Genomic DNA, 12630 nt, shown 5'->3' with positions numbered 1-12630 from the left:
CAACTAAAAACTTCGCTACAATGGGTGTACCTTTTGTTAAGAGACATCCATTGTGGCGTTACTCATCATTACCACAATTTTGTGGGCCTTTTCCTTTAGCCTGTTTGGCGAGTACCTTGCCGGTCATGTCGATAGCTATTTTGCGGTGCTGGTGCGCGTTGGGCTGGCTGCGCTGGTGTTCCTGCCGTTTCTACGTACTCGTGGGCACAGCGTAAAAACGATCGGGCTGTATATGCTGGTGGGTGCCATGCAGCTTGGCATTATGTACATGCTGAGTTTTCACGCCTATCTGTACCTGACGGTTTCAGAACTGCTGCTCTTTACCGTGCTGACGCCGCTCTACATTACGCTGATTTATGATCTGATGAGCGGACGTCGTCTGCGCTGGAGTTACGCCTTTAGTGCGTTACTGGCGGTGATTGGTGCGGGGATCATTCGTTACGATCAGGTGACCAGCCACTTCTGGACCGGTCTGCTGCTGGTGCAGTTGTCCAATATCAGCTTTGCCATTGGTATGGTGGGCTATAAACGTCTGATGGAGACGCGGCCAATGCCGCAGCACAACGCCTTTGCCTGGTTTTATATGGGCGCCTTTATGGTGGCTGTCGTGGCCTGGTTCATGCTGGGCAATGCGCAGAAAATGCCTGCAACCACGCTACAGTGGGGAATTCTGGTCTTTCTTGGCGTGGCGGCGTCCGGCATTGGTTACTTTATGTGGAACTACGGTGCGACCCAGGTGGATGCGGGCACGCTGGGCATCATGAACAATATGCATGTCCCTGCCGGACTGTTGGTTAACCTGGCTATCTGGCATCAACAACCTCACTGGCCAAGCTTCATCATTGGTGCGGCTGTGATAGTGGCTTCACTGTGGGTACATCGAAAGTGGGTCGTTCCGCACTCCGTACAAACGGCAGGTGATCGCAGGCGTGATTCCGCGCTGAGCGAATAAACGCTTCTGTGACCGGCTGTCGCTGCTCGCCATCACGCACGGCGGCGTACAGTCGGCTCCACAATCCATCACCCAGGGTTTTGGTCACTACCAGGCCCTGGCGTTCAAAACTCTCCACCACCCAGTGCGGTAACGCCGCGATACCCATTCTGGCTGCAACCATCTGAATCAGCAACAAGGTGTTATCCACGCTTTTCAGCGACGGACTAACGCCTGCAGGTTGCAGGAAATGCCGCCATACATCCAGTCGACTCCGTTGCACCGGGTAAATGAGCAGCGTCTCGCTGGCCAAATCTTCTGGCGTGATTTGCGTTTTGTTGGCCAGCGGATGGTTAGGCGCCAGTACCAGGCGGACTTCAAAATCGAACATCGGCGAGTAGTGCAATCCGCTGCGCGGCAGGATGTCGGAGGTTAACACCAGATCCAGCTCATCCTGCTGTAGCGCTGGTTGCGGATCGAACGTCACGCCGGATTTAAAGTCCATCTCCACCTGCGGCCAGTTAGCACGAAAATTCTCCAGCGCGGGCGTCAGCCATTGAATACAACTGTGACATTCAATCGCGATTCGCAACCTGGTTTGCTGCGGTTCGTTGCAGGCCTGCAGCGCACGACCAATTTGCGGCAACACCTGACTGGCTAACTGCAGCAGGATTTCTCCCTGCGGCGTAAAGCGCAGAGGCTGGCTTTTACGGATAAAAAGTCGAAAGCCAAGGCGCTGCTCCAGATCGCTGAACTGGTGAGAAAGGGCGGATTGGGTCTGATGCAACGTCGCCGCAGCGGCTGCCAGAGAACCACTATTCCGCAACGCCTGGAGCGTTTTCAGGTGTTTAATCTCGATCATGAAAGTCCTTCACTTCGGCATGAATAAATTGCGCTTGAGGAATATACAGTAACCGCCAATTATGGATGTGTAAACATCTGGACGTCCAAAACTCGTCATATTTCGGCTTGCAGATGCGTTGGCTTCCTCGCTTGCCCCAGTCACTTACTTCAGTAAGCATCCTGGGGATGCGCTGTGTCGCCGCCTTCTTGCAAACCGAACTATTTAGAGTTTTTGCTTCAGATTCAATAAAATAAGAGAGGAAGAAAAATGACAATATTGAATCACACCCTCGGTTTCCCTCGCGTTGGCCTGCGTCGCGAGTTGAAGAAAGCGCAAGAAAGCTACTGGGCGGGAAATTCTTCCCGTGAAGATTTGCTGACCGTTGGCCGCGAGCTGCGTGCCCGCCACTGGGATCAGCAGAAGCAGGCGGGCGTTGACCTGCTGCCGGTGGGTGATTTTGCCTGGTACGATCACGTGCTGACTACTAGCCTGCTGCTCGGCAACGTTCCGGCTCGCCATCAAAATAAAGACGGCTCGGTCGATATCGATACCTTATTCCGCATTGGCCGTGGCCGCGCACCAACGGGTGAACCCGCGGCGGCGGCAGAAATGACCAAATGGTTTAACACCAACTATCACTACATGGTGCCAGAGTTCACTAAAGGTCAGCAGTTCAAACTGACCTGGACCCAACTGCTGGATGAAGTGGACGAAGCGCTGGCGCTCGGTCACAAAGTGAAGCCTGTGTTGCTGGGGCCGGTAACCTACCTGTGGTTGGGTAAAGTGAAAGGCGAGCAGTTTGACCGTCTGAGCCTGTTGAACGACATTCTGCCGGTTTACCAGCAGGTGCTGGCCGAGCTGGCGAAACGCGGTATTGAGTGGGTGCAGATTGACGAACCCGCTCTGGTGCTGGAATTGCCGCAAGCGTGGCTGGAGGCCTTCAAACCAGCTTATGACGCGCTGACGGGTCAGGTGAAGCTGCTGCTGACCACCTACTTCGAAGGCGTAACGCCAAACCTGGATACCATTACCGCCCTGCCGGTGCAGGGACTGCACGTTGACTTCGTGCACGGCAAAGATGATGCAGCCGAGTTGCATAAACGTCTGCCTGCCGACTGGCTGCTGTCAGCGGGGCTGGTGAACGGCCGCAACGTCTGGCGTGCCGATCTCAGCGAAAAATACGCACAAATCAAAGATATCGTCGGGAAACGTAACCTGTGGGTGGCTTCTTCCTGCTCCCTGCTGCACAGCCCAATCGATCTCAGTGTTGAAACCCGCCTTGATGCAGAAGTGAAGAGCTGGTTTGCCTTCGCCCTGCAAAAATGCGGCGAGCTGGCGCTGCTGCGCGATGCATTGAATAGCGGTGATACGGCGGCAATTGTCGAGTGGAGCGCACCGATTCAGGCTCGTCGTCACTCTACCCGCGTACACAACGCCGCAGTGGAAAAACGTCTGGCGGCAATCACCGCCCAGGACAGCCAGCGCGCTAACGCTTACCCGGTTCGTGCCGAGGCGCAACGTGCCCGCTTTAATCTGCCGGCATGGCCGACTACGACTATCGGTTCATTCCCGCAAACCACAGAAATTCGCGGCCTGCGGCTGGATTTCAAAAAGGGCAACCTGGATGCTGGTAACTATCGCACCGGAATTGCGGAACATATTAAACAGGCGATTGTTGAACAGGAACGTCTGGGTCTCGACGTGCTGGTACACGGTGAAGCCGAGCGTAATGACATGGTCGAATACTTTGGCGAACACCTGGACGGCTTCGTCTTCACCCAGAACGGTTGGGTGCAGAGCTACGGCTCTCGCTGCGTGAAGCCGCCGGTGGTGATTGGCGACGTCAGCCGCCCGGAAGCGATCACCGTGGAGTGGGCGAAATATGCCCAGTCGCTGACCGACAAACCGGTAAAAGGCATGCTGACCGGTCCGGTGACCATTCTCTGCTGGTCATTCCCGCGTGAAGACGTGACGCGTGAAACCATCGCGAAGCAGATTGCGCTGGCGCTGCGTGATGAAGTGGCGGATCTGGAAGCGGCGGGTATCGGCATCATCCAGATTGATGAACCGGCACTGCGCGAAGGTCTGCCGCTGCGTCGCAGCGACTGGGCGGCTTATCTGGAGTGGGGCGTGGAAGCCTTCCGCATTAACGCGGCGGTAGCGAAGGATGAAACCCAGATCCACACCCACATGTGTTATTGCGAGTTCAACGACATCATGGACTCCATTGCGGCGCTGGATGCGGACGTGATTACCATTGAAACCTCGCGCTCTGATATGGAGTTGCTGGAATCGTTTGAAGAGTTCGACTATCCGAACGAAATCGGGCCGGGCGTATACGATATTCACTCGCCGAACGTCCCGAGCGTGGAGTGGATTGAAGCCCTGTTGAAGAAAGCCGAGCTGCGCATTCCAGCAGAACGTCTGTGGGTGAACCCGGACTGCGGCCTGAAAACCCGCGGCTGGCCGGAAACCCGTGCCGCGCTGGCGAACATGGTCAAAGCGGCGCAGAATCTGCGTCAGGCGTAATTCATTGCCCGGGAAGCGCTGGCGCTTAACCGGGTTACAGGAAATCGCAATAGTTGTAGGCCCGGTAAGGCGTCGCCATCACCGGGCAATTAACGTTTATTTCTTCCCACCGTATTGCACGAACCACTCCAGCATTCTCTGCCAACCGTCTTTCGCGGACTCTTCGTGATAGCTCGGGCGATAATCGGCGTTGAACGCATGTCCGGCATCGGGATAGACCACGATTTCCGCTTTAGCATTGGCGGCGCGTAGTGCCTGGCGCATTGTTTCAACGGTATCTTGCGGAATGCTGGTGTCCTGGCCGCCATAAAGCCCCAAAACGGGGGCGTTAAGATCGGTTGCGATATCAACGGGATGTTTTGGCGAGTTGAGGGTTTTATCACCCACCAGTTTGCCATACCACGCCACGGCCGCTTTTAACTGCGGATTATGTGCGGCATACAGCCAGGTGATGCGCCCACCCCAGCAAAATCCGGTGATCATCAACTGGTGTGCATCTCCTCCGTTGCGGGAGGCCCAACTGGCGACGTGGTCCAGATCGGCCAGTACCTGAGAGTCGGGCACTTTGGCGACAAGGCCACTAAGCAGCGTAGGGATATCGGCAAAGTCATTGGGATCGCCTTCGCGAAAATAGAGTTCTGGTGCGATAGCCAGATACCCTTCCAGAGCCAAACGACGGCAAACGTCACGAATGTGCTCATGAATACCAAAAATCTCCTGCACGACAATGACTACGGGCAGCAGGCCATCAGTCTGTTTTGGTCGTGCGTGATACGCTGGCATATCATCGCCTTGTGAAGGTATGGACGTTACACCGGCGATAATTGCATTATCCGGGGTGTGAACCGTGGTAGACGTCGGTGGAGATACAGCAGGTGCAAAGCCAGATTGTCGTGTTGTCATGGTATTCTCCGTACCCTTAAATATTCAGCAAAAAAGCGCATTGTTAACTATAGACACATGCAACGAACCACATTGCCTTAAACGGGCTATCTTTTGTGCAGGGCTTCCTTACATCACATCATTTATGTGACACTAATCACTTTTTGATGGTAATTGAATGCAATTGATTTACATCATAGTGATGACTGTCACGAAAATATGTTTATGCCTTCGGTAAAGTGTGTTTTTGCTTCTTCTGACAAAACCGATTCACAGAGGAGTTTTTATGTCTAAGTCTGATGTTTTTCATCTCGGCCTCACTAAGAACGATTTACAAGGGGCTACGCTTGCTATCGTCCCTGGCGACCCGGAGCGTGTGGAAAAGATCGCCGCGCTGATGGATAAGCCGGTTAAGCTGGCATCTCATCGCGAGTTCACTACCTGGCGTGCTGAGCTGGATGGTAAAGCCGTGATCGTTTGTTCTACCGGTATCGGCGGCCCGTCCACCTCTATTGCCGTAGAAGAACTGGCACAGCTGGGCATTCGTACCTTCCTGCGTATCGGTACGACTGGCGCTATCCAGCCGCATATCAACGTAGGTGATGTACTGGTTACCACTGCATCTGTTCGTCTGGACGGCGCAAGCCTGCACTTCGCACCAATGGAATTCCCGGCCGTTGCGGACTTCGAGTGCACCACCGCGCTGGTGGAAGCGGCGAAATCTATCGGCGCCACCACTCACGTGGGGGTCACCGCGTCTTCTGACACCTTCTACCCGGGCCAGGAGCGTTATGACACCTTCTCTGGTCGCGTCGTGAGCCGTTTCAAAGGCTCAATGGAAGAGTGGCAGTCTATGGGCGTCATGAACTACGAAATGGAATCTGCTACGCTGCTGACCATGTGCGCAAGCCAGGGTCTGCGTGCCGGTATGGTCGCAGGTGTTATCGTGAACCGTACTCAGCAAGAGATCCCTAATGCGGAAACGATGAAACAAACGGAAAGTCACGCGGTGAAAATCGTGGTTGAAGCCGCGCGTCGTTTACTGTAATTCCCCCTTCTATTCAAAAAGGCCGACGCGTTCGGCCTTTTTATTTTGCGTAGTGCCTCGCAGGAAATTCCTTTTAAACTGGACGTTTATACAGCACAATTCTATTTTGTGCGGGTAAGTCGTTGCTGTAAGGGGGCGTTGTGGATATTTCAATTATGATGAGTGCCGTGTTGGCGTTAGCCGCAGGGCTACTGGTAGGGTGGCTGGCGACAAAAGCACGCGCCGATCAAATCCGTGCCGACCTCATCGAAGAGCGACGTGAACTGGATATTGCGCTAAGCGCCGCTCGCCAGCAGCTCTCGCAGGAAGCTCACTGGCGCGATGAGTGCGAACTACTCAATAACGAATTACGCAGTCTGCACAGCATCAACACCTCTCTGGAAGCCGATCTCCGTGAAGTCACTACCCGGCTGGAAGCAACCCAACAGCATGCGGAAGATAAAATCCGCCAGATGATCAACAGCGAACAGCGTCTGAGCGAACAGTTTGAAAATCTGGCGAATCGTATTTTTGAGCACAGCAACCGCCGTGTTGATGAGCAAAATCGCCAAAGTCTGAACAGCCTGCTTGCGCCGCTTCGTGAACAACTGGACGGTTTTCGTCGCCAGGTTCAGGATAGCTTTGGTAAAGAGGCGCAAGAACGCCATACCCTGGCACACGAAATTCGTAATCTCCAGCAACTGAATGCGCAGATGGCGCAGGAAGCGGTAAACCTGACGCGGGCATTAAAAGGCGATAACAAAACGCAGGGTAACTGGGGAGAGGTTGTACTCACGCGGGTACTCGAAGCCTCTGGTCTGCGTGAAGGTTATGAATATGAAACCCAGGTTAGCATCGAAAACGACGCCCGTTCGCGAATGCAGCCTGATGTCATCGTTCGGCTACCGCAGGGTAAAGATGTGGTGATCGATGCGAAAATGACGCTGGTCGCCTATGAGCGCTATTTTAACGCAGAAGATGAATACACCCGCGAAAGTGCATTGCAGGAGCACATCGCCTCGGTGCGCAACCATATTCGACTACTGGGTCGCAAAGATTATCAGCAGCTTCCTGGGCTGCGTACGCTTGACTATGTGTTGATGTTTATCCCCGTTGAGCCCGCTTTTTTGCTGGCGCTCGACAGACAGCCCGAACTGATTACCGAAGCGCTTAGAAATAACATTATGCTGGTGAGCCCTACCACGCTGTTGGTGGCATTGCGCACGATCGCCAACCTGTGGCGCTACGAGCATCAGAGTCGTAATGCGCAACAAATTGCCGATCGGGCCAGCAAACTTTATGACAAGATGCGATTGTTTGTGGATGATATGTCGGCAATTGGCCAAAGCCTGGATAAAGCCCAGGATAACTACCGACAGGCGATGAAAAAACTTTCTTCAGGCCGTGGAAACGTCCTGTCGCAGGCAGAAGCGTTTCGCAGTTTAGGTGTAGAAATTAAGCGCGAGATTAATCCTGAGCTGGCTGAACAAGCCACTACGCAGGATGAAGAATACCGCTTGCGCTCGGTCCCTGAGACGCAACAGGATGAACCTTACCCTGATGATGAAGCGGTAAATCAGCAATCAAACTAGTTCGTTTGGGGTAGTTGAACCGGGCAGAAGGGTAGGGCAAATTGGCCCAATCTGTTACACTTCTCGAACATTTTTTGGATGAGCAGGCACTGAGATGGTGGATAATTCACAAGAAACGACGCACTTTGGCTTTCAGACCGTCGCTAAAGAGCAGAAAGCTGACATGGTGGCCCACGTTTTTCATTCTGTGGCGTCTAAATATGACGTTATGAATGACTTAATGTCATTTGGCATTCATCGTTTGTGGAAGCGCTTCACCATTGATTGCAGTGGCGTGCGTCGCGGGCAAACCGTTCTCGATTTAGCAGGCGGTACCGGCGATCTGACGGCGAAATTCTCTCGCATGGTTGGTGAAACCGGCAAAGTTGTGCTGGCGGATATCAATGACTCAATGCTCAAAATGGGTCGCGAAAAGCTGCGTAATATTGGCGTGGTAGGTAACGTTGAGTACGTTCAGGCGAATGCGGAAGCATTACCTTTCCCTGACAACACGTTTGACTGCATCACCATCTCTTTCGGTCTGCGCAACGTAACGGATAAAGACAAAGCATTGCGCTCCATGTACCGCGTATTGAAGCCGGGCGGACGTCTACTGGTGCTGGAATTCTCCAAACCCATCATCGAACCGTTGAGCAAAGCCTACGACGCATACTCTTTCCATGTTCTGCCGCGCATAGGTTCAATGGTAGCAAGCGATGCGGACAGCTACCGTTATTTGGCGGAGTCCATCCGTATGCATCCCGATCAGGACACCTTAAAAGCAATGATGCAAGATGCCGGGTTCGAAAGCGTTGATTACTACAACCTGACAGCAGGTGTCGTTGCGCTGCATCGTGGTTACAAGTTCTGACAGGAGAGTGGGGATGCCTTTAAAACCCTTAGTAACCGCAGGCGTTGAAAATCTGCTCAACACCTTTCTGTACCGTTCTCCTGCGCTGAAGTCAGCCAGAACGCGTTTACAAGGGAAGGTGCTGCGTGTTGATCTCAAAGGATTTTCAACACCGTTAGTCCTGGTGTTTAGCGAGCGCCAGGTCGATGTGCTGGGGGCATGGGAAGGCGAAGCCGATTGCACCGTAATCACATATGCCAGTGTGTTACCGAAATTGCGTGACCGACAGCAACTCACCACGCTTATCCGCAGCGGTGAGCTGGAAGTCCAGGGCGATATCCAGGTAGTACAGAACTTTGTTGCGCTGGCCGATCTGGCGGAGTTGGATCCTGCAGAACTGTTAGCACCCTATACCGGCGATATCGTCGCAGAAGGGGTCAGCAAAGTCTTGCGTGGTGGAGCGAAGTTCCTGTGCCATAACTTTCAGCGCCAGCAGCGCTATGTCGCCGAAGCGATCACCGAAGAGTGGCGCATGGCTCCTGGTCCACTAGAGGTTGCATGGTTTGCTGAAGAAACGGCAGCCGTTGAGCGCGCGGTTGAATCTCTGGCCAAACGGCTGGAAAAACTGGAGGCCAAATGACGCCAGGTGAAGTACGGCGCCTTTATTTCATCATTCGCACTTTTTTAAGCTACGGTCTTGATGAACTCATCCCCAAAATGCGAATCACGCTGCCGCTTCGGTTGTGGCGTTACTCGTTGTTCTGGATGCCCAACCGACATAAAGATAAACCGCTGGGAGAAAGGCTGAGACTGGCTTTACAGGAACTCGGCCCGGTGTGGATCAAGTTTGGGCAAATGCTCTCTACCCGTCGTGACCTTTTCCCTCCGCACATCGCCGATCAGCTTGCGCTATTGCAGGATCGGGTTGCCCCGTTCGATGGGCTTAGAGCGAAAAAACAAATCGAAGAGGCTATGGGCGGGCTGCCCGTCGAGGAATGGTTTGATGATTTTGAGATCACGCCGCTGGCATCTGCGTCTGTTGCTCAGGTCCACACTGCGCGGTTGAAATCGAATGGCAAAGAGGTGGTGATCAAAGTTATTCGCCCGGACATACTTCCGGTCATCAAAGCGGATTTAAAACTGATCTACCGCCTGGCTCGTTGGGTTCCTCGTCTGCTGCCAGATGGGCGTCGCCTGCGACCAACAGAAGTCGTCCGTGAATATGAAAAAACGTTGATCGATGAACTCAATCTGCTGCGCGAATCGGCGAACGCCATTCAGCTACGACGTAATTTTGAAGATAGTCCGATGCTGTACATCCCGGAAGTGTATTCCGACTATTGCAGTCAGAACATGATGGTGATGGAGCGCATTTACGGCATCCCGGTTTCAGATGTCACCACGCTTGAGAAGAACGGCACCAATATGAAATTGTTGGCCGAGCGTGGTGTTCAGGTCTTCTTTACTCAGGTATTCCGCGACAGCTTTTTCCATGCGGATATGCACCCCGGGAACATTTTTGTCAGTTATGAGCACCCTGAAAACCCGAAATACATTGGTATTGATTGTGGGATTGTGGGCTCTTTAAACAAAGAAGATAAGCGTTACCTGGCTGAAAACTTCATTGCGTTCTTTAACCGCGATTACCGCAAAGTTGCTGAACTGCACGTGGATTCTGGTTGGGTTCCGCCGGATACCAACGTAGAAGAGTTTGAATTTGCCATTCGTACCGTGTGCGAGCCGATTTTTGAAAAACCGCTGGCGGAGATTTCCTTTGGTCACGTGCTGCTGAATCTGTTCAACACTGCGCGCCGCTTCAATATGGAAGTTCAGCCTCAACTGGTATTGCTCCAGAAGACGCTGCTGTACGTAGAAGGTGTCGGACGACAACTCTACCCGCAGTTAGATTTGTGGAAAACGGCTAAGCCATTCCTCGAATCCTGGATTAAAGATCAGGTCGGTATTCCGGCGCTCGTTAGGGCATTTAAAGAAAAAGCACCGTTCTGGGTCGAAAAAATGCCAGAAATACCTGAACTGGTGTATGACAGTTTGCGCCAGGGCAAATATTTACAGCACAGTGTTGATAAGATTGCCCGCGAGCTTCACGCGAATCATGTACGCCAGGGACAATCCCGTTATTTATTGGGCATTGGCGCAACATTGTTGCTAAGTGGAACATTCCTGCTGGTAAGCCGCCCTGAGTGGGGGCTTATGCCGGGCTGGTTAATGGCGGGAGGCGTCATAGCCTGGTTGATCGGCTGGCGCAAAATGCGCTGAATTTTTCATCGCCCAAGGCAGGTCGTGTAACGTATACTACGGCCTTATTAATTCATCATCTATGACAGAGGAACATGTATGGGTGGTATCAGTATTTGGCAGTTGTTGATCATTGCCGTCATCGTTGTACTGCTATTTGGCACCAAGAAACTCGGCTCCATCGGTTCCGATCTTGGCGCGTCGATCAAAGGCTTCAAAAAAGCGATGGGTGATGATGAGCCTAAGCAAGATAAAACCAGCCAGGACGCTGATTTTACTGCTAAATCCATCACCGATAAGCAGGGTGAAGTGAAAAAGGAAGACGCCAAAAGCCAAGATAAAGAGCAGGTATAATCCGTGTTTGATATCGGTTTTAGCGAACTGTTATTGGTGTTCGTGATCGGCCTCATTGTTCTGGGGCCGCAACGATTACCTGTAGCGGTAAAAACGGTTGCTGGCTGGGTTCGCGCTTTGCGTTCCCTTGCAACTACTGTTCAGAATGAACTGACCCAGGAGCTTAAGCTTCAGGAGTTTCAGGACAGCCTGAAGAAAGTAGAGAAAGCGAGCCTGACAAATCTGACCCCGGAGCTGAAAGCGTCAATGGATGAGCTGCGTGAAGCGGCGGAATCGATGAAGCGTTCTTACAGCGTGCACGATCCTGAGAAAGCGAGCGATGAAGCGCACACTATCCATAATCTGGTGGTGAAAGACGGTGAAGCGCAGCGAGAAGGGGTCACCCCTGCCGCCGCTGAAAACCAGGCCAGTTCGCCGGAGCAAAAACCGGAATCCGCGGGTGCTAAAACGCCAGAGCAGACGGAAAACACTTCCGCCACGTTGATGGATGCAGAAAAGAAAGCTGCCGCACCTGTTGTCGAATCCTCCCCCTCGTCGAGTGATAAACCGTAAACATGGCTGTAGAAGATACCCAACCGCTCATTACGCATCTTATCGAGCTGCGTAAGCGACTCCTGAACTGCATTATTGCGGTTATCGTGATCTTTCTGGCGTTGGTTTACTTTGCCAACGACATTTACCATATGGTTGCGGCGCCGCTGATTAAACAGATGCCGCAGGGTGCAACGATGATCGCCACCGATGTGGCCTCGCCGTTCTTTACCCCAATAAAGTTGACCTTCATGGTGTCGCTGATCCTGTCAGCGCCAGTGATCCTCTACCAGGTGTGGGCATTTATTGCGCCTGCTTTGTATAAACATGAACGTCGACTGGTTGTGCCGCTGCTGGTTTCCAGTTCGTTGTTGTTCTACATCGGCATGGCATTCGCCTATTTTGTCGTCTTTCCGTTGGCGTTTGGTTTTCTGGCCAACACGGCTCCGCAAGGCGTGCAGGTATCGACGGACATTGCCAGCTATCTCAGTTTCGTAATGGCGCTGTTTATGGCTTTCGGTGTCTCTTTTGAGGTCCCTGTCGCCATCGTGCTGCTATGCTGGATGGGCATTACGACGCCTGATGATTTACGCAAGAAACGCCCTTACGTTGTGGTGGGCGCATTTGTCGTCGGGATGCTACTGACCCCGCCAGATGTCTTCTCGCAAACGCTGTTGGCGATACCGATGTACTGCCTGTTCGAGGTGGGGGTTTTCTTCTCTCGTTTCTATGTCGGTAAGCGACGTACGCGAGATGAGGACAACGAGGCTGAAGAAGCAAAAGAAGCCGAAACCACCGAGAAAACTGAAGAATAAACTCAACCGCCCGTCAGGGCGGTTGTCATATGGGAGGAAG

At 52.9% G+C, this 12630-nt stretch carries 12 protein-coding genes; 10 read left to right on the top strand and 2 right to left on the bottom strand.

From position 1 onward, the window contains the following. Positions 1-52 precede the first annotated feature (52 nt). Positions 53-952 carry a carboxylate/amino acid/amine transporter gene (locus OGY37_RS10725; RefSeq protein WP_003828930.1) on the top strand — a complete coding sequence of 300 codons (900 nt, stop codon included), beginning with the start codon at positions 53-55 and terminating at the stop codon, positions 950-952. Here OGY37_RS10725 and metR read toward each other — a convergent pair. Further along, positions 840-1793 carry an HTH-type transcriptional regulator MetR gene (gene metR / locus OGY37_RS10720; RefSeq protein ID WP_286620775.1) on the bottom strand — a complete coding sequence of 318 codons (954 nt, stop codon included), beginning with the start codon at positions 1791-1793 and terminating at the stop codon, positions 840-842. The two genes, OGY37_RS10725 and metR, sit on opposite strands and share 113 nt — an antisense overlap. Positions 1794-2042: 249 nt before the next feature. Here metR and metE point away from each other — a divergent pair, with 249 nt between their 5' ends. Next, positions 2043-4304 (top strand): 5-methyltetrahydropteroyltriglutamate--homocysteine S-methyltransferase, encoded by a 2262-nt coding sequence (gene metE / locus OGY37_RS10715; RefSeq protein WP_149335743.1) that lies wholly within the window; start codon positions 2043-2045, stop codon positions 4302-4304. Between the two features lie 96 nt (positions 4305-4400). Here metE and OGY37_RS10710 read toward each other — a convergent pair whose 3' ends face one another. Beyond that, positions 4401-5207: a dienelactone hydrolase family protein gene (locus OGY37_RS10710; protein WP_003828924.1), complete on the bottom strand. Its 807-nt coding sequence runs from the start codon at positions 5205-5207 to the stop codon at positions 4401-4403. Positions 5208-5472: 265 nt separating this feature from the next. On the opposite strand from OGY37_RS10710, the gene udp reads away from it, so the two are divergent. From udp to tatC, 8 genes are all read left to right on the top strand, one after another. Beyond that, the gene (udp, locus tag OGY37_RS10705; protein ID WP_003828923.1) at positions 5473-6234 is read left to right on the top strand and encodes a uridine phosphorylase; all 762 of its coding nucleotides are present in this window, start codon (positions 5473-5475) and stop codon (positions 6232-6234) included. 140 nt (positions 6235-6374) lie between these two features. Further along, a complete protein-coding gene (rmuC, locus tag OGY37_RS10700) occupies positions 6375-7805 on the top strand; it encodes a DNA recombination protein RmuC (RefSeq protein WP_148362625.1) in 1431 nt (476 codons plus the stop codon). Positions 7806-7899: 94 nt separating this feature from the next. Next, positions 7900-8655, top strand: a complete 756-nt coding sequence (ubiE, locus tag OGY37_RS10695; RefSeq protein ID WP_003017897.1) for a bifunctional demethylmenaquinone methyltransferase/2-methoxy-6-polyprenyl-1,4-benzoquinol methylase UbiE — start codon at positions 7900-7902, stop codon at positions 8653-8655. A 13-nt stretch (positions 8656-8668) separates the two neighbouring features. Continuing rightward, complete coding sequence (gene ubiJ, locus OGY37_RS10690) at positions 8669-9274, top strand: ubiquinone biosynthesis protein UbiJ (RefSeq protein WP_003828918.1); 606 nt, start codon at positions 8669-8671, stop codon at positions 9272-9274. Then, positions 9271-10911 (top strand): ubiquinone biosynthesis regulatory protein kinase UbiB, encoded by a 1641-nt coding sequence (gene ubiB, locus OGY37_RS10685; RefSeq protein ID WP_003828916.1) that lies wholly within the window; start codon positions 9271-9273, stop codon positions 10909-10911. Before ubiJ ends, ubiB begins: the two co-directional genes overlap by 4 nt. 78 nt (positions 10912-10989) lie before the next feature. Then, positions 10990-11244: a Sec-independent protein translocase subunit TatA gene (gene tatA / locus OGY37_RS10680; RefSeq protein ID WP_003017888.1), complete on the top strand. Its 255-nt coding sequence runs from the start codon at positions 10990-10992 to the stop codon at positions 11242-11244. A 3-nt stretch (positions 11245-11247) separates the two neighbouring features. Further along, the gene (gene tatB, locus OGY37_RS10675; RefSeq protein WP_286620772.1) at positions 11248-11796 is read left to right on the top strand and encodes a Sec-independent protein translocase protein TatB; all 549 of its coding nucleotides are present in this window, start codon (positions 11248-11250) and stop codon (positions 11794-11796) included. Positions 11797-11798: 2 nt separating this feature from the next. Next, positions 11799-12590, top strand: coding sequence for a Sec-independent protein translocase subunit TatC (tatC, locus tag OGY37_RS10670; RefSeq protein ID WP_043019001.1), 792 nt, complete (start codon positions 11799-11801; stop codon positions 12588-12590). Positions 12591-12630: the final 40 nt, after the last annotated feature.

This window comes from Citrobacter sp. Cpo030 (assembly GCF_030333005.1).
Lineage (GTDB): Bacteria > Pseudomonadota > Gammaproteobacteria > Enterobacterales > Enterobacteriaceae > Citrobacter > Citrobacter portucalensis.
Note: the sequence above shows the minus strand (reverse complement) of the source record. Positions and strands in the feature narration are given on the sequence as shown.